This window comes from Leifsonia sp. C5G2 (genome assembly GCF_013359685.1).
Lineage (GTDB): Bacteria > Actinomycetota > Actinomycetes > Actinomycetales > Microbacteriaceae > Leifsonia.
The window spans coordinates 58,968-78,501 of sequence record NZ_JABFMV010000011.1; the positions used below are offsets into that span (position 1 = coordinate 58,968).

At 70.0% G+C, this 19,534-nt stretch carries 21 protein-coding genes, 1 tRNA gene and 1 other RNA gene; 14 read left to right on the plus strand and 9 right to left on the minus strand.

Going from position 1 to position 19,534, the window contains the following annotated elements; all coding sequences use genetic code 11:
- Nucleotides 1-49 precede the first annotated feature (49 nt).
- The 3 genes from smpB to HNO83_RS14445 all read left to right on the plus strand — a co-directional run bounded on the left by smpB (nt 50) and on the right by HNO83_RS14445 (nt 2,010).
- Complete coding sequence (gene smpB, locus HNO83_RS14435) at nt 50-526, plus strand: SsrA-binding protein SmpB (RefSeq protein ID WP_175338222.1); 477 nt, start codon at nt 50-52, stop codon at nt 524-526.
- Between the two features lie 22 nt (nt 527-548).
- Nucleotides 549-1,289, plus strand: a complete 741-nt coding sequence (locus HNO83_RS14440) for a tyrosine-protein phosphatase (protein WP_175338223.1) — start codon at nt 549-551, stop codon at nt 1,287-1,289.
- Between the two features lie 73 nt (nt 1,290-1,362).
- Nucleotides 1,363-2,010, plus strand: a complete 648-nt coding sequence (locus HNO83_RS14445; RefSeq protein ID WP_217499075.1) for a DUF5666 domain-containing protein — start codon at nt 1,363-1,365, stop codon at nt 2,008-2,010.
- 12 nt (nt 2,011-2,022) lie between these two features.
- Here HNO83_RS14445 and HNO83_RS14450 read toward each other — a convergent pair whose 3' ends face one another.
- Entirely contained in the window at nt 2,023-2,691 is a 669-nt protein-coding gene (locus HNO83_RS14450; RefSeq protein ID WP_175338225.1) for an SIMPL domain-containing protein, read from the minus strand.
- A 127-nt stretch (nt 2,692-2,818) separates the two neighbouring features.
- Here HNO83_RS14450 and ssrA point away from each other — a divergent pair.
- From ssrA to HNO83_RS14465, 3 genes are all read left to right on the plus strand, one after another.
- Nucleotides 2,819-3,213, plus strand: a transfer-messenger RNA (tmRNA) gene (ssrA, locus tag HNO83_RS14455).
- Between the two features lie 71 nt (nt 3,214-3,284).
- Nucleotides 3,285-3,812 (plus strand): helix-turn-helix domain-containing protein, encoded by a 528-nt coding sequence (locus tag HNO83_RS14460; protein WP_175338226.1) that lies wholly within the window; start codon nt 3,285-3,287, stop codon nt 3,810-3,812.
- Between the two features lie 89 nt (nt 3,813-3,901).
- Entirely contained in the window at nt 3,902-4,288 is a 387-nt protein-coding gene (locus tag HNO83_RS14465) for an SHOCT domain-containing protein (protein ID WP_175338227.1), read from the plus strand.
- 80 nt (nt 4,289-4,368) lie between these two features.
- Here HNO83_RS14465 and HNO83_RS14470 read toward each other — a convergent pair whose 3' ends face one another.
- On the minus strand, nt 4,369-6,759 hold the full coding sequence (locus HNO83_RS14470) for an MMPL family transporter (RefSeq protein WP_175338228.1): 2,391 nt from the start codon (nt 6,757-6,759) through the stop codon (nt 4,369-4,371).
- A 77-nt stretch (nt 6,760-6,836) separates the two neighbouring features.
- Here HNO83_RS14470 and HNO83_RS14475 point away from each other — a divergent pair, with 77 nt between their 5' ends.
- Nucleotides 6,837-7,415, plus strand: coding sequence for a TetR/AcrR family transcriptional regulator (locus HNO83_RS14475; protein ID WP_175338229.1), 579 nt, complete (start codon nt 6,837-6,839; stop codon nt 7,413-7,415).
- A gap of 47 nt (nt 7,416-7,462) precedes the next feature.
- Here the strand turns inward: HNO83_RS14475 and HNO83_RS14480 are convergent, their stop codons facing one another.
- Together HNO83_RS14480 and HNO83_RS14485 are read right to left on the minus strand one after the other, a co-directional pair.
- Nucleotides 7,463-8,296, minus strand: a complete 834-nt coding sequence (locus HNO83_RS14480) for an alpha/beta fold hydrolase (RefSeq protein ID WP_175338230.1) — start codon at nt 8,294-8,296, stop codon at nt 7,463-7,465.
- Nucleotides 8,293-9,306, minus strand: a complete 1,014-nt coding sequence (locus HNO83_RS14485) for an adenosine deaminase (protein WP_175338231.1) — start codon at nt 9,304-9,306, stop codon at nt 8,293-8,295. Before HNO83_RS14485 ends, HNO83_RS14480 begins: the two co-directional genes overlap by 4 nt.
- 80 nt (nt 9,307-9,386) lie before the next feature.
- Between HNO83_RS14485 and HNO83_RS14490 the strand changes: the two genes are divergently transcribed.
- Nucleotides 9,387-9,845: a ribosomal maturation YjgA family protein gene (locus HNO83_RS14490; protein WP_175338232.1), complete on the plus strand. Its 459-nt coding sequence runs from the start codon at nt 9,387-9,389 to the stop codon at nt 9,843-9,845.
- On the opposite strand, the gene HNO83_RS14495 is transcribed toward HNO83_RS14490, so the two are convergent.
- From HNO83_RS14495 to HNO83_RS14510, 4 genes are all read right to left on the minus strand, one after another.
- On the minus strand, nt 9,748-10,728 hold the full coding sequence (locus tag HNO83_RS14495; protein ID WP_175338233.1) for an NAD(P)H-quinone oxidoreductase: 981 nt from the start codon (nt 10,726-10,728) through the stop codon (nt 9,748-9,750). The two genes, HNO83_RS14490 and HNO83_RS14495, sit on opposite strands and share 98 nt — an antisense overlap.
- On the minus strand, nt 10,728-11,981 hold the full coding sequence (locus HNO83_RS14500) for an ABC transporter permease (RefSeq protein ID WP_175338234.1): 1,254 nt from the start codon (nt 11,979-11,981) through the stop codon (nt 10,728-10,730). Before HNO83_RS14500 ends, HNO83_RS14495 begins: the two co-directional genes overlap by 1 nt.
- A gap of 3 nt (nt 11,982-11,984) precedes the next feature.
- Nucleotides 11,985-12,857, minus strand: a complete 873-nt coding sequence (locus tag HNO83_RS14505) for an ABC transporter ATP-binding protein (protein ID WP_175338308.1) — start codon at nt 12,855-12,857, stop codon at nt 11,985-11,987.
- 87 nt (nt 12,858-12,944) lie between these two features.
- On the minus strand, nt 12,945-13,763 hold the full coding sequence (locus HNO83_RS14510; protein WP_175338235.1) for an inositol monophosphatase family protein: 819 nt from the start codon (nt 13,761-13,763) through the stop codon (nt 12,945-12,947).
- A 62-nt stretch (nt 13,764-13,825) separates the two neighbouring features.
- Between HNO83_RS14510 and HNO83_RS14515 the strand changes: the two genes are divergently transcribed.
- The 6 genes from HNO83_RS14515 to HNO83_RS14540 all read left to right on the plus strand — a co-directional run bounded on the left by HNO83_RS14515 (nt 13,826) and on the right by HNO83_RS14540 (nt 17,448).
- Nucleotides 13,826-14,164, plus strand: a complete 339-nt coding sequence (locus HNO83_RS14515) for a hypothetical protein (RefSeq protein WP_175338236.1) — start codon at nt 13,826-13,828, stop codon at nt 14,162-14,164.
- Nucleotides 14,165-14,244: 80 nt separating this feature from the next.
- Nucleotides 14,245-15,360 (plus strand): AI-2E family transporter, encoded by a 1,116-nt coding sequence (locus HNO83_RS14520; RefSeq protein ID WP_175338237.1) that lies wholly within the window; start codon nt 14,245-14,247, stop codon nt 15,358-15,360.
- A gap of 77 nt (nt 15,361-15,437) precedes the next feature.
- Nucleotides 15,438-15,513: transfer RNA gene (locus HNO83_RS14525), tRNA-Lys, on the plus strand.
- A 111-nt stretch (nt 15,514-15,624) separates the two neighbouring features.
- On the plus strand, nt 15,625-16,728 hold the full coding sequence (locus HNO83_RS14530; protein ID WP_175338238.1) for an acyltransferase family protein: 1,104 nt from the start codon (nt 15,625-15,627) through the stop codon (nt 16,726-16,728).
- Complete coding sequence (locus HNO83_RS14535) at nt 16,725-17,174, plus strand: nucleotidyltransferase family protein (RefSeq protein ID WP_217499076.1); 450 nt, start codon at nt 16,725-16,727, stop codon at nt 17,172-17,174. The genes HNO83_RS14530 and HNO83_RS14535 overlap by 4 nt, the downstream gene beginning before the upstream one ends.
- On the plus strand, nt 17,164-17,448 hold the full coding sequence (locus HNO83_RS14540; protein ID WP_175338239.1) for a HepT-like ribonuclease domain-containing protein: 285 nt from the start codon (nt 17,164-17,166) through the stop codon (nt 17,446-17,448). The genes HNO83_RS14535 and HNO83_RS14540 overlap by 11 nt, the downstream gene beginning before the upstream one ends.
- A 108-nt stretch (nt 17,449-17,556) precedes the next feature.
- Here the strand turns inward: HNO83_RS14540 and HNO83_RS14545 are convergent, their stop codons facing one another.
- Nucleotides 17,557-19,455: a cell wall-binding repeat-containing protein gene (locus HNO83_RS14545; RefSeq protein ID WP_175338240.1), complete on the minus strand. Its 1,899-nt coding sequence runs from the start codon at nt 19,453-19,455 to the stop codon at nt 17,557-17,559.
- Nucleotides 19,456-19,534 lie beyond the last annotated feature (79 nt).

The following is a 19,534-nucleotide window of genomic DNA, read 5'->3' on the forward strand; positions in this document are numbered from 1 at the left end:
GCCCCCGCGAACCCGCGGGTGCATCCGGCGTCGACGTGAGGAGTGAGCCGTGCCGAAGGAACGTGGCCAGAAGGTCGTGGCCACCAATCGCCGTGCGCGCCACGACTACCTGATCGAGGACACCTTCGAGGCCGGTCTCGTGCTGACCGGAACAGAGGTGAAGTCGCTGCGGCTGGGCAGGGCGTCGCTCGTCGACGGCTACGGCTTCGTCGACGGCGGCGAGGCGTGGCTCGACGCCGTGCACATCCCGGAATACGCCGACGGCACCTGGAACAACCACGCGCCCCGGCGCAAGCGCAAGCTGCTGCTGCACAAGGCGCAGATCCTCAAGATCGAGAGCAAGGTGAAGCAAGGCGGGTACACCATCGTGCCGCTCTCGATCTACTTCAACGACGGCCGGGCGAAGGTCGAGATCGCGGTCGCGAAGGGCAAGCGCGAGTACGACAAGCGCCAGGCGCTGCGCGAGCGCCAGGACAAGCGCGAGGCGGACCGGGCCATGTCGACCCGCAACCACCTGGGCGAGTGACCGGCGGTGCGAGACTAGCCCCATGGACTCCACCGGTCAGCGACTCCCGATCGACGGCACCTACAACTTCCGCGACGTGGGGGGCTATCCGGCGGCGGGCGGCACCACGCGGGTGGGCAAGCTGTACCGCGCCGACGCGCTCGGCCGCCTGGGGGAGTCGGGCCGCAAGGCCCTGCGGGAGCTGGGCGTCCGGGTCGTGATCGACCTGCGCGACGACTTCGAGGTGGAGTCGTTGCCCGACGACCTGGAGGGGCTGGACGTCGAGGTGCTGCGGCTGCCGGTGTTCGAAGGCTCCGGGGCGTCGGCGTCGACCGTCGGTGCGACGATCGTGCACCTGTACGACAAGATCGTGTTCCAGCACACCGATGTGATCGTGAGCGCGCTGCGCGAGATCGCCGACACGGGAGACGAGCCGGTGGTCGTGCACTGCACGGCAGGGAAGGACCGCACGGGCATCGTCATCGCGCTCGCGCTGCTGGCCGTCGGGGTCGACCGCGAGACGGTCGTCGCCGACTACGCCCTCACCGAGGCCAACCTCGAGGGTCCGTGGCTGGAGGGCATGCTGGAGCTCGTCCGCGGCTACGGGGTCGAGGTGACGCCCGACCTGCGGGTGATCCTCGGCGGCAGCCCGCGCGAGGCGCTGGAGACGACGATCGACCGCATCGAGGAGCGCGCCGGAAGCGTGCGCGCCTACCTGCTCGACGCGGGGCTGGACGAGGTGGAGCTCGCGAAGCTCCGTTCCGTGCTCGTCGAGCCGGCCTGAGGGTCCGACATTCTCATCGGACCCATAACCTGTTCCCAGCGCGGTCCGGGGGGACTGCTGCTTTCATGTGAGCATGAGCAACACCCAGCCCACTGAGCCGCTTCCACCCCGGCCGGAGTATTCGACGCCTCCGCCTGCTGCGGGGACGGGGCCGGCAGGGACGGGGCCGGCCGGCGCCCCGGCGGAGCCGTTCTACAAGCGGCACGGTCTCGCGTTCGCGATCTCGACGCTGGTGCTCTCGGTCGTCATCCTGCTCGGGCTGTTCACCGCCGGCGCCTTCGCGGTCGCCAACGTGGTGACGCATATGGGGGAGCGGGCGATCTCGCGCGTGCTTCCGCAGGGGCAGCAGCCGGGGGTCCCCGGGATGCCGGGCATGCCGGGGAGGCCGGGCGACGGTGACGGGAACGGCGGCAAGGGCAACGGTGACGGCAACGGCCAGATGGGCCACGTCTTGGTCCGCGGGACGATCGCCTCGATCTCCGGCGACACGTGGACCGTCGACCGCGAGAGCTTCGCCGCAGTGAAGGTGAAGGTGGACTCGTCGACGGTGTTCGGCGTCCCGGGCCAGTCGGCCTCGAAGTCGGACTTCGCGAGCGGCGACGAGGTCGTCGTGATCGGGACCCGCTCCGGCGGGACGGTGACCGCGACCCGCGTGCTGAAGCTCACCGGCTTCCCGACCCGGCCGCCGTCGACGCCGGGCCCCGCGACGCCGGGGTCCTGAGTCGCGCGCCGGTCAGCTCGCTGCGAACCGGGCGTGCACCTGCACCGCGATCGTCAGCTGCTCCGGCTTGAGTGCCAGCGTCGCCCCGCCGCTGTCGGCCGACACGGAGCGTGCGAACAACGGTTGCGGCGGCTGGCCGGGTGCGGACCCGTCGCCGAGCATCCCCGGGTCGCTGAGCGCGACCGGCTTCACCGTGGTGAGCCCGAGGCTCGTCGCGTAGACGGTCGCCTTGGCCACCGCGTTCTCCACCGCGCGCCGGCGGGCCTCCTGCGTCAGCGACTGACGACGTGCTTCCGTCAGCGACCAGGTGACCCCGTCGACCGTGACGCCGTCGAGCAGGGAGACCACGCCTACCCAGTCGGAGAGCGCAGCCAGGTCGCTGAACAGGGCATCGATGCCGACCTCGGCGTGGTGCACGACGTCGAGCCGCTGGCCGTCCGGACCCCACGGCCGTTCGCCCCAGACGCGGAGCTGGTCGGAGGACCACTGCGTGACGGGGCCTGCCTGCGGGCTGTGCAGCTCCCGCAGCTCGGAGGTGAGGGACAGCTGACGTTGCGCCGTGAGCGCGAGCACCTCATCCCGCGATGGACCTTCGTAGGACACGCGGAGCCGGAGCGCGCCCCGCTCCGCCGGGTGCCGCAGCTCGTACTCGCCCTGGACGGTGATGATCGTGTCGGCCATCCATCGATGCTGGCATAATCCGGGAGCCGTCGGTGTTGTATGATGAGAAGCTCGCCGGATCACGGCGGGCACTGCATCTGGACAACTCAACAGCGCGTGACAGCGACCCGGCCTCACGGCCGTTCACGGGGATGATCGGTTTCGACATTGTCTGCGTGACTGTGAGAAGCGGGTCGAGGATGCATGGTTATCTCGTTAACGATCCATGCGAAAAAATAAGTGCCAATAACAAGAGCACTGTCTCGGCCAAGGCCGACTTCGCCCTCGCGGCGTAAGTCCACCTCCGCCATTTGAGAGACCGTCAGACCGGGAATTGTTCTCTACCCGGATCCTGGCGTCAGCTAGAGAACTTGCTTCTGCGTTGAGCATCAGGGCGCAGAGGGACTTCCACTGATACTGGGCCCGTCGGAGCAGGTGCCAGCGACAAGCTCCGGGGCCGAGAAAGCGATTTCACTGGCTACGCCCGTAGAAGGCACATGACCACAGCAGTGGACGGGGGTTCGATTCCCCCCATCTCCACCATGGTCGCTGTCACGCGTTGTTCGAGTCCGGAGACACTTCCGGCGATCGGTGGCGCGTGCTTGACTGCACGCATGCCGATTGCTCTCGTCTTCAACGGGGACGCCCTCGTTGCTGAGCTGGACGCCCGCCGGGTGCGGTTCGCGCTGGGCTGGCCGGCTCTGGCGGAGGAGCTGACGCAACAGTCGGGCGAGCTGAGAGCCGCGCTGAACGACCATGCTGTGTGCTCGGGAGCGCTTGTCCGCACCGTGAGACGCGGCTCGATGTCCTGCCAGTACGCGCTGATGCTGCTGCAATGGCTGGAACGGTCTCCCGAGGACTTCCTCTTCGGGGAGGGGCGAGAGGTCGGGGACACGCGCCTGCCGTCGGTCGGGACCGACGCCCGCCTGCGCTGGGACCTTCCCGAACTCCACGGGGCCGTGAACGACGAGCGGCGCCGACGCGGACTCACCTGGGCGGCTCTGGCCGAACAGCTGGGCTGCACCCCGAGCCGTCTGACCAACCTGCGCACCGCACGCCTTGCGGACATGGATCTCGCGATGCGCCTCACGCAGTGGCTGGGCCGGCCCGCGGCGGATTTCGTGCACCCCGCCACCTGGTGAGCAGGTGCCGTCTAGCCACGACGGCACCCCCGGACGTACCGTCTGGCCACGCGAAGCGATGGGCGCTTGGCGGTAGGAAGGGAGCCGTCATGACTTTCTGGGATTTCCTCGTCTGGGCGTTCTGGTTCTACATCGTGATCGTCTGCATCACGATCTTCATCCGCATCCTCATCGATATCTTCCGCGACCCCGAGCTGAACGGGTGGGCGAAGGCGCTGTGGGTGCTATTCATCGTCGTGGTGCCCTTCCTCGCCGCGCTCATCTACCTGATCGCCCGCGGCAGGAAGATGGCGCAGCGGAGCATGGCGGGCGCGGCCGAGGCGCAGCAGGCGAACGACCAGTACATCCGGTCGGTCGCGGGGTCCGGCTCGGCGGCCGGTGAGATCGAGTCCGCGAAGCGGCTGCTCGACAGCGGCGCCATCACCCCGGCCGAATTCGACACGCTGAAGGCGAAGGCGCTCGCCACGGCGGGCTGACGACGCGGGCGATTCGTGCCGAATGTGCGTTCTGCGGTGGGCGAAGCGCACATTCGGCACGAATCGCTGTGCGGGTGGGGTCAGGCGTGGTGGCGGCGCTCCAGGGCGGCGCCCTCCACATCCACGTTCGGGAGGATGCGGTCGAGCCAGCGCGGGATCCACCAGGCCGAGCGTCCCAGCAGGTGCATGAGCGCGGGCATGAGCAGCATCCGCACGGCGAACGCGTCGACCAGGACGCCGAACGCCAGTCCGAAGCCGAACGAGCGGATCATCGTGGAGTCGCTGAACACGAACCCGCCGAAGACGGAGACCATGATGAGCGCGGCAGCGACGACCACCGTACGGCCGGCGCGGAAGCCGCGGGCGACCGCGAGCCGCGCGGGCGCTCCGTGGACGTACGCCTCGCGCATCCCGGAGGCCAGGAACAGCTGGTAGTCCATGGCCAGGCCGAACAGGATCCCGACGAGGATCACCGGCAGGAAGCTGAGCACCGGTCCGGTGTGGATGCCGAGCGCGTCGGCGCCCCAGCCCCACTGGAACAGGGCCGTGACGGCGCCGTAGGTGGCGAACAGCGACAGGATGAAGCCTCCCGTCGCGATCAGCGGCACCAGGAGCGACCGGAACACCAGGATCATGATGATCAGCGACAGCCCCACCACGACGAGCAGGTAGAGCGGCAGCACGGCGGCGAGGTTGGCGGAGATGTCCTGGTTGATCGCCGTCTGCCCGGAGACACCGAGCCGGATGCCGCCGTCGAGCGGGCCGAGGTCGCGCAGCCCGTTCACGAGCTTCTCGGTGGAGACCGCGTTGGGGCCCTCCTTCGGCACCACCTGGAAGGCGAGCAGCTCGCGGTCCTTCGAGACCGCGATCGGCGCGACCGCGGCGACATCGTGCTGGTCGGCGAGGGTCTTCGCCACCTGAAGCTGCGTGGCGGTCACGTTCGCCTCGTCTACTCCTCCCGAGACAGTGGCGGTGACGAGCAGGGGACCGGTGGACCCGGCGCCGAACGCGTCGGCGGTCTCGGTGAACGCGTCGTACGTGGTCGAGCCGACCGGCTCGGAAGAACCGTCGGGCAGGCCGACCCGCATCGACAGGGCGGGGATGGCGACGATGAGCAACGCCACGGCGGTGACGACCACCGTGAGCACCGCGCGCCACGTGCGCATCGGGCGGACGTTCGGGTCGGAGTGCCGCTCGGTGCCGATCCTGGCACGGGCCTTCCGGCTCAGCAGGCGCGTCCCGAGCAGTCCGAGGAGCGCGGGCGTCAGGGTCACCGCGATGAGCACTGCGAGGATCACGGCCACCGCCCCGACCGTGCCCATCAGCCCGAGGAACGGCACGCCGGTGATGTTGAGCGCGAGGAGGGCCACGACCACGGTCGTGCCGGCGAAGACGACGGCGTTGCCCGAGGTGCCGTTGGCGAGGCCGATCGACTCGTGCACCTCGGCGCCCTCGAGCAGCTGGCGGCGGTGCCGGTTCACGATGAAGAGGGAGTAGTCGATGCCGACCGCGAGTCCGAGCATGATCGCCAGCACCGGGGTCACCGAGGCCATGTCGACGACGCCGGAGAAGGCGAGGGAGCCGAGCGCGGCGACGGCGACGCCGAACAGCGCGGTGACGAGGGGCAGCGCGGCGGCGACGAGGGAGCCGAGCACGACGACGAGCACGATCGCGGCGAACACGACGCCGACCGCTTCGCCGACGCCGACGATCTGCGGAACGCCCTGCGCGATGTCGGTGGAGAAGGAGACCCGCACGCCGTCGACGGGCTTCGACTCGAAGTGGAGGATGGCGGCCTGCTTCGCGCCCTCCGACAGCTCCAGCCGGGGCTTGGTGAAGGCGATGTTGACGAGGGCGGTCGAGCCGTCCTTCGAGACGACGCGGATGCCGTCGGAGAGCGACAGCAGCTCGGAGCCCTGCTCGAGCTCCGTGCGCTTCTCGGCGAGCTGCGTACGGCCCTGGTCGATGGTCTGCTGCTGCGCGTCGAGCGCCGTCGTGGGTGCGCCCGCGGCCTGCAGCTGCGCCTTGGCGGCATCCAGCTGCGTCTGCCCTGCGTCGAGCTGCGCTGCCGCGGCATCCAGCTGGGTCCGGCCGTCGGCGACCTGCTGCCGGGCCTGCGCACGCTGCGCCTCGGTGGCGAACGGGTCGACGACCTTGGAGACGTCCGGCAGGGTGTCCGCGTCCTTCACGAGCGCGCTGATCGCGGCCCGCTGGCCGGCGTCGAGCTTGGAGCCGTCCTTCGTCTGAAAGACGACGGTGCCCGACGCTCCCGCATAGTCCGGGAGCTTCTCGGTGAGCTCGTCGACGACCTTGCCGGAGGCGGTGTTCGGCACGTCGAAGCTGCTCGCGAGGCCCTTGAAGCCGATCAGGAACCCGCCGACGGCGATGCCGAGCACGAGCAGCCACGCGACGATCACCTGCCAGCCGCGGCGCGCGGAGAACTTCCCGATCCGGTACAGCAGCTCGGCCATGACGTCCCTTCGTGTGGCTTGGGTCGGTTCATAATACGCAACGGTCCGTCTCGTAAAGTGACGATAGGCTGGGAGCCATGGCCGGACGACGGGGTGCTCCGCGCAGCGAGGCCGCGCGCGTGGCGATCCTCGACGCCACCGCCGCCCTGTTCGCCGAGCGCGGCTACGACCACCTGAGCATCGAGGGCATCGCCGCGCGCGCGGGCGTCGGAAAGCAGACCGTCTACCGCTGGTGGTCCGGCAAGAGCGCCCTGATCGCGGACTGCCTGCTCGAGGGGATGCTGCTGCCCGGCACCCTCGATTTCCCGGACACCGGCGACCTGCGAGCCGACCTGACCTCCTGGCTGCGAACGGCACAGGGGATCATCGAGAGTCCGACGGGCGAGGGCCTGTTTCGCTCGCTGATCGCCGCGGCCACCGAGAACGAAGATGTCGGGCGCCGGCTGCGCGAGAGCCTCGCGGACCCGCGGCTCTTCGCGTCCCGGCTGCGCGAGGCGCGCGAATCCGGCGACCTGAGCGCCGACCTCCCGATCGAGGACGTGAGCGAGACCATCATCGGCGCGCTCGTCTTCCGCGCCCTCGCCCGCACCCCCGCCGATCCCGGCTACGCCGAGCGGCTGGTCGACCTCGTGCTCGGGCCGCGCACCGCCTCCTGAGCGCCCGCGATTCGTGCAGAATGAGCGCTATTCGTCACGAATTGCGCTCATTCGGCACGAACGGTGCGGGCCCAGTCGAGGGCGACGCCGAGGGCAGTGAGTACCGAGACGTGACCCTCGCGCGGGCGGATCCACAGTTCGGCGTTCGGGAGCCGCTCCAGCAGGGCTGCGGCGTGCGGGGCGGGGACGACGCGGTCGGCGCCGCCCTGGATGAGGAGCACGGGCGTGCGCACCGCGCGCAGCTCGACGCCCCACGGGGCGACGTAGGCCAGGTCGTCGTCGGCCTCGCCCACCGGCCCCTCCGCCGCTCCGGCGCCAGCGTTCGCGCCGAGCGCGCCCCAGACCCCCTTCAGCGTCTCGTAGTCGCGCGACGTGAACGACTCCGGGTCGAACTCCGCCGTCTCCGCGTAGGCCAGCCGGGCGTCGCGTCCGGCCAGCGCGGCGCGCAGGGCGTCGGGCGACGCCATCCCGGAGAACCAGTCGGGGGAGTGGTCGAAGGGGGCGAGCCCCGCGAGGGTGACCGCCGCCGTCGCCCGCTCGCCCGCGAGGGCGGCGAGAGCGAGGGCATGCGGTCCGCCTCCGGACGCGCCGACGGTGACGAAGCGGTCGACGCCGAGCGCGTCCGCGATCGCCAGCACGTCCGCCGCCGCGTCGGCGACGGAGCGGCCGGGCAGCGCGTCGGAGCCGGGATAGCCGGGCCGTGCCGCCGAGACGACGCGGAGGCCCCGCGTCGCGGCTTCCGCGGCGACGGGTGCGATCACGGCGCCGGTCTGGGGCGTCCCGTGATGCCAGATGAGCACGGGCGTGGCCGGGTCGCCGCCGGTGTCGAAGTACCGGACGGCGCGGCCGTCGGCGGTGACGAAGGTGCGCGGGTCGCTCATGGCCGCCAGGCCTCCAGTTCCTCGAGCAGCTGCGCCTTGCGGTCCTCCGACGCGAACGACGCCTCGATCGACGTGCGGGCGAACCGGCGCGCCTGGTCCGCGGTGACGCCCAGCGCATCCCGGATCGCTTCGAAGTTGCGACCCACGTAGCCGCCGAAGTACGCCGGGTCGTCCGAGTTGACCGTCACCTGCACGCCCGCGGCGTCGAGCCGGAGCAGCGGATGGTCGCGCAGGTCGGGCGTCGCCTGCAGGCGCACGTTGGACAGCGGGCACACGGTCAGCGGGATGCGCTCGGCGGCGAGCCGGGCGACCAGCTCGTCGTCCTCGATCGAGCGGATGCCGTGGTCGATGCGCTCCACCTTCAGCAGGTCGAGCGCCTCCCACACGTACGCGGGCGGCCCTTCCTCGCCGGCGTGGGCCACCACGTGCAGGCCCGCCTCCCTGGCCCGGGCGTAGACGCCCTCGAACAGCGACGGCGGGTAGCCGACCTCGGCGGAGTCGAGCCCGACGCCGACGATGCGGTCCGTCCGTGCGAGACCCGCGGTGAGTGCCTCCTCGGCCGATGCGACCGGCTGGTCGCGGAGGAAGCACAGGATGAGGCCGCCCGACATCCCGAGCTCGCGCTCCGCCTCGTCGAGGGCGTCGCCGATCCCGTCGACCACATCGTCGAACGCGACTCCGCGCGCGGTGTGCGCCTGCGGGTCGAAGAACAGCTCCGCGTGCCGCACGCCCTGCGCGTGAGCGCGACGCAGGTAGCGGCGGGTCAGTTCGGCGAAGTCGTCGCGGGTGCGCAGCACCGCCATCGTCGCGTAGTAGAGGTCGAGGAACGACTGGAGGTCGTCGAAGTCGTACTGCGCGGCGAGCTCCGCCACATCCGCGTACGGCAGCTCGACGCCGTTGCGGCCGGCCAGTTCGAAGGCCAGGTCCGGCTCGAGCGTTCCCTCGATGTGGAGGTGCAGCTCGGCCTTCGGCAGACGGGACAGCGCGTCGTCGGTGGGGGCGTCGGTCATGCCTACGATCCTCCCACCGGAGGACGCGTCTGCGCCGCAGGAGGGACGCGCGGCCGCCGGGACGACCGTAGCGTTGAGCCATGCCTCCCGTCCGCGGTCGCCGAGTCGCCCTGGTCGTCGCAGCCGTTCTGATGGTCCCCGCCGGCCTTCTGGTGGCGCGCGGGCTGGACGGCCCGGCCGCGGCGTTCGCCGGTGACGCCCTCTACGCGGCCCTGATCTACGTCGTGGTCGCGGCCGTCTCCGTGCGGGCCCGGTCCGCCGTGGTCGCCGCCGTCGCGACCGCGATCTGCGCCGCGATCGAGGCCTTCCAGCTCACCGGCATCCCGGCCGCGCTCGCGCAGAGCGTCCCGGCCGCGGCGCTGGTGCTCGGGACCACGTTCCAGTGGACGGATCTGCTCGCCTACCTGCTCGGCGCCGTCTCGGCCGCCCTGGTGGATGCGGTCACCCGACGCGCAGCAGGATCTTCCCGCGGTGCGCCGAACTCTCCATCCTCCGGTGCGCGGCCGCCGCATCCTCCAGGGGGAACACCGAGTCGATGACCGGCCGGACCCGCCCCTCGGCGAGCAGCGGCCAGACCGCCGCCCGCACCCCGGCGATGACGGCCGTGCGCTCGGCGAGGGGACGTGCGCGCAGCGTGGTGCCGTGGATGCTTGCCCGCTTCCGCATGAGCAGTCCCATGTCGACCGACGCGGGCTCCCGTTCGCGCACCGCGATGGACAGGATGCGACCGCCCACGGCGAGCGCCTCCAGGTCGCGGGCGATGTACGACCCGCCGACGATGTCGAGCACCACATCCACGCCGCGTCCGTCGGTGAACGCGAGCGCAGCCTCCACGAAGTCCTGCGAGCGGTAGTCCACCGCCGCGTGCGCGCCGAGCTCGCGGCAGAACGCCGCTTTGTCGGCGCTGCCCGCGGTCGCGATGACGTCGGCGCCGAACGCCCGGCCGAGCTGGATGGCCATGCTGCCGATCCCGCTCGACCCGCCGTGCACCAGCAGCGTCTCGCCGGCGACGAGCCGGCCGAGCCGGAACACGTTCGACCAGACCGTCGCCGCCACCTCGGGGAGACCGGCCGCCTCGACCAGGTCCACCGACTCCGGCACCGGCAGGGCGAGCCCGGCGTCGACCGTGACCAGCTCGGCGTAGCCCCCGCCCGGCAGCAGCGCGCACACCCGGTCGCCGACGCTCCAGCCGTCGACGCCGGGGCCGACCGCGTCGACCGTGCCGGAGACCTCGAGTCCCGGCCAGTCGGGAGCGCCCGCCGGGGCGGGGTAGAACCCGCGGCGCTGACTGAGGTCGGCCCCGTTGAGCCCGGCGGCGGCGACGCGGATGCGCAACTCGTGCTCGCCGGCGACCGGATCGGGCCGCTCGGCGAGCGACAGCACCTCCGGCCCGCCCGGCTGCGTCACGACGACGGCGCGCATCAGGCGCCCGTCCGCTGCGTCGGCTGGGCGCGCTCGGGACGGCGGCCGAGCACATCCCGGATCCGCACCTTGCTGGTGTACTCGATCGAGCCGTAGCGGAACAGCCGCACCGCGATGCGCAGCACGACCACCGACAGCGCGAACAGCTCCACGATGATGACGATCGCCTGCCACAGCGGCAGCGAGCCGAACGCGTTCAGGATGAGGGCCGTGATCGGCGCGGTGTACGGGAAGTAGGCGAGCAGCTGCACGATCGGCGCCTGCGGCGAGCTGATCGCGAAGCCGGACGCGTACAGCGGGATGACGACGGCGAAGATCACCACCGAGAACACCGGTGCTGCGTCCTTCGCCGTCGGCATCACCGCGCCGACGGCGACGAGCGTCCCGGTGAACAGCGCGAACCCGCCGATCAGGATCAGGGCGCCGACGATCATCTTCTGCGGCTCGAACACCAGCCCGCTGAGGTCGAAGTTCGGCAGTTGCAGCTGGTCGCGGAAGAACAGATACCCGACCAGCATCGGCAGCGCGAAGACGGCCAATTGGATGATGCCGATGGCGAACAGCGAGATCACCTTCCCGAGCAGCAGGTTCGTCGGGTTGATCGTCGTCAGGATCATCTCCGTGACGCGGTTCTCCTTCTCCTCCAGGGTGGAGTTCAGCATCTGGTTGCCGAGGAACACGATCACGATGAAGAACGCCGCGAGGAAGACCAGAGCGGGCAGGATGGCCTCGAAGCCGGGCGCGACCTTCCCGTCCTTGAACGTGGTGGTCGACGTGCTGACGTCTCCGCGCAGCACCGCGACGTCGGTCGGATCGCCGACCTTCCTCTCCACGCTCGCCGCCAGCAGCGACTGTGCCACGGCGGAGTACCGGCTGTTCTGGAACACCCCCGCGTCCTCGCCCCACACCTTGACGGTCTGCTTGGCCGGGTCGGCCGGGTAGGAGAAGTACGCCGGGGTCCCGCCGATCTGCACCTCCTCGACGCCCTCCGCCTCCGAGGCGATCTCCGTGCCGCCGTACTCCTTGGCGATGCCCGCGTCGACGAGGCCGGAGGCGTCGGTGTACAGGAACTCGAAGCGCGCGTTCTTCTGCTGGTCGGCCGTGTTCGCCGTGGACACGTTGGACGCGATGATGAGCCCGCCCAGCCCGAACACCAGGATCGGGAGGATGAGCGTGATCGCCCAGAACCGCCGCTTGGTGACGGTGCGGCGGAACTCGAAGGCGATGACGGTGCTGAGGTTGTGGCGGGCCATGTGTCAGTCCTCCTGGCTCTCGGCGCCGTAGACCTCGACGAAGATGTCGTCGAGCGACTTGCGGGTGGGGGCGAAGCGGGACACGCGCACGCCCGCATCCACGAGTCCCTGCAGGATCGCGGCGGGGTCGGCGCCGTCCGCCACCTCCAGCTCGGCGTGGCCGTCGTCGTCGGTGAGCAGCCGGTAGGCGGGGGAGTCCGGGATGGCGCCCGCGTGGTCGACGTGCACGATCGTGCCGCCGAACTGGTCCTGCACCTCCTCGACCGTGCCGTAGGCGCGTGCGGTGCCGTCCTTCAGCAGGATGACGCGGTCGCACAGGCGCTCCACCTCCTCCATCTGGTGGGTCACCATCATGACCGTGGACCCTGCGCGCTTCTGGTCGTCGATGATGTCCATGAGCAGGCGCCGGTTGACCGGGTCGAAGCCCTTGGTCGGCTCGTCGAGGATGAGCAGCTCCGGGTCGTTCATGATGGTCACGCCCAGCTGCACCTTCTGCTGCTGTCCGCCGGAGAGCTTGTCGAGCCGCACCTTCTCCTTCTCGCCGATGCCGACGCGTTCCAGGTAGGAGCGCGACCAGCGGCGCGCCTGCTCGGCGCCAAGGCCCTTCAGCCGGCCGAAGTAGACCATGACGTCGATCACGGACTCCTTCTTGTACAGCCCGCGTTCCTCCGGGAGGTAGCCGAGCCGTTCGCCGGCCTCCGGGCTGAACGGGCGGCCGTCGATGTGCAGCACGCCCGCGGTCGGCTGGTAGATGCCGAGCAGGGCGCGGATCGTCGTCGTCTTGCCCGAGCCGTTGCTGCCGAGGAACCCGAACGTCTCACCGCGCCGGATGTCGAAGGACAGGTCGCGGATCACGGTGGTGCGGCCGAAGTCCATCCGGAAGTTCGCGATGTGGACCAGCGGCTCCGTCGTCGTCGTTGCGTTCACCCGGCCAGCCTAGGGGGTCGGGGAAGGGCCGCGCGGCTAGCGGTCGGCGGGCCCTCCGGAGAGCGCGTCGAGCAGCGCGGGGTGGAGCAGCCCGTTCGACGCGAGGGAGGAGCCGTTGCCCGGCCCCGGCGTCCCGTCGACCGACGTGAAGGTGCCGCCCGCCTCCTCCACGATCGGGATGAGCGCCGCCAGGTCATAGGTCTTCACGTCGAACTCGGCCACGGCGTCCAGCACCCCCTCCGCCAGCAGCATGTAGGACCACATGTCGCCGTAGGCCCGGTCGCGCCAGATGCGCCGGGTCAGGTCAATGAGCCGGTCGAGGTAGCCGGCCTGGTCCCACTGGGCGATGCTCTGGAAGCTGAGCGAGGCGTGCTCGAGGTCGGAGACGCCCGAGACGTGAAGCGGGCGCGGCTGGGCGCCGGGCGCATCCGTCGTCCAGGCCCCGCCGCCGGACGTCGCCCACCAACGGCGGCCGAGGGCGGGGGAGCTGACGACGCCGACGCGGGGGGTGCCGTCGACGGCGAGCGCGATGAGCGTGCCCCACACCGGGACGCCGCGCAGGTAGTTCGCGGTGCCGTCGATCGGGTCGACGATCCACTGCCGGGTGCTGTCGCCCTCGGTGCCGTACTCCTCGCCCAGGATGCCGTCGCCCGGGCGCTCGGCCGCGATGGCGTCGCGGATCGCGCGCTCCACCGCCAGGTCGGCCTCGGTGACGGGGGAGCGGTCGGGCTTGGTCTCGACGTGCAGGTCGAGGTCGCGGAACCGGCGGAGCGAGATCGCGTCGGCGGTATCGGCCAGCCGCAGGGCCAGCGCGAGGTCGCCGTCGAGCGGGCGGGAGTCGGCGGTGTTCGTCACAGCCACGAGCCTAGCCGGGTACGGGGTTGGCAGCCCGGGCCGCGAAGCGTACGTGTGGAGGTATGCGACGGATCGTGTATGCGGGAACGGCGTTCTACACCGGGGATGCCCTGGCGGAGGCGTTGATGGAGTACGCACGCGCACTGGCCAGGCATGGCATCGCGGACACGGTGTTCGTCCCGGGCCGGACGCTGCAGGGGGACCGAGACCGCATCGAGGTGCTCGTCGGCCCGGCCAGCCAGATCCTCAGCGAGGCCGCCCACCTCGAGGGCGTCGTCGAGATCGAGGACGCCGGCCTGGTGCGCAGCCTCGCAGAGAAGACCGCGGAGCTCGCGCCGCTCACGCCCGCCCCGGAGCCGGGGGACCCGGGCGCACTCGAGTCGTTCGATGACGTCGGCTGACCGCCGGCGAAAGATAGCCTCGCCGGGCGGATTGCCAATACAGTCCAGGTAGCCCGTCCCGGGCGTCGAGCGGAGGCAGCATGCGATTCATCCGGCGACCTGTCAGCCGAGGCCGCGACGGCGGCGGTCCCGCGCGCACGTCCTCCGCCGAGCCGCTCATCCGCCGCAGCCCGCTGCTGTTCGGCTACCTCGCCGCGCTCGGCGCGATCGGGGCCGTCGCCACCGGCTTCATGCTGTACGGCCTGCGGTCGATCATCTTCTCGGTGTTCCTGGCGATGTTCGCCACCGTCGGGCTCGATCCGCTGATCCGCTGGTTCCAGCGCCGGGGGATGACCCGCGTGTGGGCGATCGTGACCGTCATCCTTCTCATCGTCGCGCTGCTCGTGGCCATCATCTGGGTCGTGGTGCCGCTGATCGTGCAGCAGATCGCGAACCTGGCCACCCAGGTGCCGAAGGAGATCGCGGCCCTGCGGGCGGAGGGCTGGTTCGACTCGGTAAACGAGACCACCAACGGCGTCCTCGGGCAAGTGTTCACCTGGATCTCGGACCAGGCGAAGGACCCGAACACGTGGGCCACGATCGGCAACGGCCTACTCGGCTTCGGCCTCTCGGTGCTGAACGCCGTGACGACCGGCTTCTTCATCGCGATCCTGACCATCTACTTCATCGCCTCGTACGACAGCACGAAGCAGGCCGCCTACCGGCTCGTGCGCCGCTCCAACCGGGCCCGATTCGAGAGCTACGCCGAGCGCATCCTGCAGAACTTCGGGAAGTACCTCAGCGGGATGGTGATCCTCGCCTTCTGCAACTCGGTGTACAGCCTCATCCTGCTGCTGGCGACCGGAGTTCCCGGCGCCTTCCTGATCGCGCTCGCCGCCTTCTTCATCACGCTCATCCCGCTCATCGGCACGGTGCTGACCACGGCGGTCATGTCGGTGCTCGCGTTCATCCACTCGCCGGTGAGCGGCGTGGTCGTGCTGGTGCTGATGCTCGTGTACATGCAGGTGGAGGCGTACATCCTGACGCCGCGGGTGATGGGGAAGGCCGTTCAGGTACCCGGATCGGTGGTGCTGATCTCCGCGCTGGCCGGATCGACGCTGTTCGGCCTGCCGGGCGCGCTGGTCGCCATCCCGATCTCGGCGGGGATCATCCTGATCATCAAAGAGATCGTGATGCCGAGGAAAGACCTCCGCTGACACGAGCGATCCTCGATTGGCGGGATGGCCGAAACGGATGCTAGTGTTGAGCCTCGGTTCGGGTCACCGAGCCGGATGCGCCTCTAGCTCAATCGGCAGAGCAATTGACTCTTAATCAATGGGTTCAGGGTTCAAGTCCCTGGGGGCGCACCACCCTGAAGGCCCCCGCAGCTGGAGACAGCGGCGGGGGCCTTTCGCTTGTCCGCAGGTGATTGCGGCCACCTGGCCTCCGGCGCTGTCGCTGCCATGGCAGCATCATCCCCCATGAGTATCTTCGACCCCCGGCGCAACAGCATGGGGTTTTTACGCCTCTTCCTCGCTGCAGCGGTGATCGTGACGCACGCCGTCCCGCTCGGTGGCTACGGCTACGCGTTGGCCCGGCAGAACAACCACCTCGGGTTCCTCGCAGTGCAGGGGTTCTTCGCGCTCTCGGGCTTCCTGATCACGCGCAGCGCAGAGCGTCACTCGGTCGGGCGATACCTGTGGCATCGGCTGGTCCGGATCATGCCCGCCTACTGGGTGTGCCTGGTCGTGATCGCACTGGTGTTCGCACCCGTCGTGTGGCGTCATTCCCACGGACTGACCGAGTACCCGACCGCCCAGCCGTCACCGTGGGGCTTCGTTTTGAACAACTTCCTCTTGGCGAACAACCAGCAGCAGATCGGCGACACTCTTGCCTCCAACCCGTACCCCACCCTCTGGGACGGCTCGATCTACACGCTTCCGTATGAGTTCGCCTGCTACCTCATCGTCATGGCGCTCGCAGCCATGAAGGTGCTCAACCGTCGCGTCGTCTCTGTCCTCCTGATTGCCGCGTGGGTCTGGCAGCAGATCGCGTTGTCCGCGGTGCTCGGCGCGTCGGACACGCGCCAGGCCACCCTGACCGTCTGCTTCCTGCTCGGCTCCGTGATCTACCTCTGGCGGGATGTGCTGCTCGCGCCGCGCCTCTCCTGGTGGTTGTTCGGGATCTGCCTCATCGTGGCGGTGGTCACCTATGTGACGGTCGGGTTCCGTCCGATCGGCCTACCGGCGTACCTCTACGTGGTGGTCTGGGCCGGTGCCCGGTTGCCGTCCCCGTTCACACGGATCGGCGTCAAGCGCGACTTCTCCTACGGGCTCTACATCTACAGCTGGCCCGTGCAGCAGCTCTGTTCCTTCTACGGGCTCGCTGCGCTGGGGTTCCCCCTGTATGCGGCGATCGGGCTGGTCGCGACCACCGGATTCGCGGCGGCGTCGTGGTACCTCGTCGAGTCGCGCGCCCTCCGATTGAAGAACATCTCGGTGCCCGCGTGGCTGGGCGGTCGCCGTGCGAACGGCGAGTCGGCGGTGGACGGACGCATCGCGGAGGCGACCGACTCCCGAGCGTGAGCGAGCCGTCAGCGGTCGCGCGCGATCACCGAGAAGTCCTCCTCGCCGTGGCCGTGGCGAGCGCGCCGCATGAGCCAGCACTTGCTCAGTACTTTCTGGCGTGCGCCCTGGCGACGCGGCCCGCGTGGGATGATCTCGCCATGATCACCGCGGTGCCCGTCGACCTCGAGGCGATCGCGCGTGCGTGCGAAGCGTACGGAGTCGAACGGCTCCGCATATTCGGTTCGGTGCTCGGCGATGACTTCGATCGCGCGACGAGCGATGTCGACTTCCTCGTCGACTTCTTGCCCGGACGCGGGGCGCTCTTCCACGACTACTTCGAACTGAAGCAGGAGCTGGAGCGGATCGTCGGTCGAGGCGTGGACCTGGTCGATGCCGGGGCGGTCCGCAATCCGTACTTCGCGCGGTCGGCGTTCGGCAGTGCCGAGGACGTCTATGCTGCGTGAGTCGCCGGCCTTCCTCTGGGATGCGCGCGAGGCCGCGATGAAGGCTGCGTCCGTCGCCGAAGGTCGCGAGCGCGAGAGTTATCTCGCCGATTGGGTGCTTCAAGCGGCCGTGGAGCGCCAACTCGAGATCCTCGGCGAGGCGCTCAAGAATCTCCGCTCGGCTGATCCTGCGACAGCGAGCAGGGTTCCGGACGTTCACGCGATCATCGCGACCCGGAACATCCCACGGCGCATGAAGCTGCGCCAGGTGCAGGATTCGACGCCGCCCAGCTGAGGAGTCGAACGGTTGAATCTCCGTCCGGGCAGACAGCCGTCGGAGATCCGGGCGGAAAGTCGCCCGGATCTCCGGCGGCGGCTGGCGGCGTGGCCGGTGCGGTGGGTGCTATACCCCGCAGGGCTTGAGAGCCGCCACGGACGCCGTCAGCGTCGCGGTGCCCCCGATCAGGACGAGGTTCTGAACCCCGTACCCGTAGATCGCCTGGAGCGTGCTCTGATCGACGCAGTCGGCCCGGGACAGGAACAGCGGAGCAGCATTCTTGCCCGAGAGCAGCGCCGCGCTCATGCCGTCCGCGTAGTTGACGCCGGAGACGATGTAGGCAGTGGTCTTGCCCGTCGACCCGTACGTGCGCCGGGCAGCCTCGACGGCCGTGGTGAACCGGTCGGACCCGCTGACACGGAGGGTGTTCGACACCAGCTGGCCCAGCGCCGCGAGGGTCGCGTCGCTCACCCCGGCCGGGCCGCCGACGACACGGATGGCGCCCGGCGCGAGATCACGGATCAGCGTCGTCGTGGCGGCGTCGATGGTTCCGCTCGGGCCGTTCACGATGAGCACCGGCTCGCCGTTGAACGCCGCCATGTTGCCCGCCGGGAGGCCATCGGTCCACGCGTTCGAATCGACCACGAAGAGCACGGGCGTGCTCGTGAAGGCCGAACGGATCACGTTGCGCGACGTCTCGAACCTGTCGGTGCCGCCGAGCCGGGTGACGGTCGCGCCGGGAACAAGGGCCTGCGCAGCGGCGATCACAGAGTCGGGCATCGTCGACGCGCCGCCGACGAAGTAGACGCGCGACGGGCTCAGACGCTGCAGCTCCGTCTGCGTCGCGGGCTGGAGGCCCGTGCCGTCGTTCAGGAGCAGCGGGCCGCCGGCCTTCGCCGCCGCCGAGCTCGCGGAGATGACGTCGACCGCGCTCTGCCCGCTGGCGATGTAGACGGCCGGTGCGGTGCCCGGGAAGGCGCTGCGCGAGATGGCCGCGGCGGTCTCGTACCTGTCCGAGCCCTCGACCCGTGTCGCGGTGGGTGCAGAGCCGGTCACGGTCACGGTTCGCGACCCGAGCGGCTGCTCGGCACCGGTGGAGGTGTCGATGGCGGAGATCGCCACGGTGTGGCTGCCCGGACTTGCCGCGAGGGTGACGGCGAAGCCGTTGTTCCCACTGAGCTGCGGGTAGATCCGCTTCACATCGCTGCGGTAAAGGTTCGCCGGCGTCACGGAGACGCGCACCCCGTCGAGGGAGGCCGCCACGTTGACCGACTGAGCGGGAGTGTCGAAGTCCGCCGCCCATCCGGAGGCGACGATGCTGTTCGCGGACGGGCTCGAGATGCCCTCGTAGTTGCCCGTCGGGGCGGAGTTCGGGGCGGGAAGGTTCAGGGGCGACGGCGTGCCGCGGTAGTCGATGTGGTGGTGGTCGCAGCCGGCGCCCGAGACGAAGAACTGGTGCATGTACGGCGAAACGGCCGCTTCACCGCAGAGCGCTTCCGTCCACGCGCCGCTCGTGACCTGCGGGACGAAGGTGGCGATGAAGGAGAAGAGCGCCGACGCCGACGACGCACTCGGCCCCCCGAGGCCGCCGATGGATCCGAAGTCGATCGCGCTGGTCGGCACTCCGCCGTTGCCTTCGACGCAGTGCACCGGGCTTCCGGGGCAGGTGGCATCGGTGCCGCCCGAGCAGTCCCGGTTGAGGTCGGTGATCGTGGCCGACCCGAACTTCTTGATTACGATCAGGATGGTCTGGAGGGCGCGGATGTCGACGTCGCACGTCGGCGTGACGGTGTTGTTGGCGATCGCGGCGATCTCGTTCGGGAAGATGCCCGGGTATGCCGCCGGGATGACGAGCGAGCCGGCGCTGTGGGCGTTGACCAGCTGCGCGGCGACGGCCTGCTTGCTGGTCGGGATGCCCGCGCAGGCGGCATCGCCGCAGGTGGCGGCGCTCGCCGGCGCCGCGCCGACGGTCAGTCCCGTGACGATGAGAAGGGCCGCAGCGACGGCCGCAAAGAATCTACGCAATTTCCCCCCTGAAAGTTTGCGCTTCTGTAGCGTTGGGCAAAGAATGCCAGAAGACGACTCGAATCGGAAGAGTCGACAT

Coding starts and splice junctions, on each gene's coding strand:
- HNO83_RS14440 (WP_175338223.1), top strand. CDS start 549: ATGGACTCCACCGGTCAGCGACTCCCGATCGACGGCACCTACAACTTC.
- HNO83_RS14445 (WP_217499075.1), top strand. CDS start 1,363: ATGAGCAACACCCAGCCCACTGAGCCGCTTCCACCCCGGCCGGAGTAT.
- HNO83_RS14450 (WP_175338225.1), bottom strand. CDS start 2,691: ATGGCCGACACGATCATCACCGTCCAGGGCGAGTACGAGCTGCGGCAC.
- HNO83_RS14460 (WP_175338226.1), top strand. CDS start 3,285: ATGCCGATTGCTCTCGTCTTCAACGGGGACGCCCTCGTTGCTGAGCTG.
- HNO83_RS14465 (WP_175338227.1), top strand. CDS start 3,902: ATGACTTTCTGGGATTTCCTCGTCTGGGCGTTCTGGTTCTACATCGTG.
- HNO83_RS14470 (WP_175338228.1), bottom strand. CDS start 6,759: ATGGCCGAGCTGCTGTACCGGATCGGGAAGTTCTCCGCGCGCCGCGGC.
- HNO83_RS14475 (WP_175338229.1), top strand. CDS start 6,837: ATGGCCGGACGACGGGGTGCTCCGCGCAGCGAGGCCGCGCGCGTGGCG.
- HNO83_RS14480 (WP_175338230.1), bottom strand. CDS start 8,296: ATGAGCGACCCGCGCACCTTCGTCACCGCCGACGGCCGCGCCGTCCGG.
- HNO83_RS14485 (WP_175338231.1), bottom strand. CDS start 9,306: ATGACCGACGCCCCCACCGACGACGCGCTGTCCCGTCTGCCGAAGGCC.
- HNO83_RS14490 (WP_175338232.1), top strand. CDS start 9,387: ATGCCTCCCGTCCGCGGTCGCCGAGTCGCCCTGGTCGTCGCAGCCGTT.
- HNO83_RS14495 (WP_175338233.1), bottom strand. CDS start 10,728: ATGCGCGCCGTCGTCGTGACGCAGCCGGGCGGGCCGGAGGTGCTGTCG.
- HNO83_RS14500 (WP_175338234.1), bottom strand. CDS start 11,981: ATGGCCCGCCACAACCTCAGCACCGTCATCGCCTTCGAGTTCCGCCGC.
- HNO83_RS14505 (WP_175338308.1), bottom strand. CDS start 12,857: ATGGACTTCGGCCGCACCACCGTGATCCGCGACCTGTCCTTCGACATC.
- HNO83_RS14515 (WP_175338236.1), top strand. CDS start 13,826: ATGCGACGGATCGTGTATGCGGGAACGGCGTTCTACACCGGGGATGCC.
- HNO83_RS14520 (WP_175338237.1), top strand. CDS start 14,245: ATGCGATTCATCCGGCGACCTGTCAGCCGAGGCCGCGACGGCGGCGGT.
- HNO83_RS14530 (WP_175338238.1), top strand. CDS start 15,625: ATGAGTATCTTCGACCCCCGGCGCAACAGCATGGGGTTTTTACGCCTC.
- HNO83_RS14540 (WP_175338239.1), top strand. CDS start 17,164: ATGCTGCGTGAGTCGCCGGCCTTCCTCTGGGATGCGCGCGAGGCCGCG.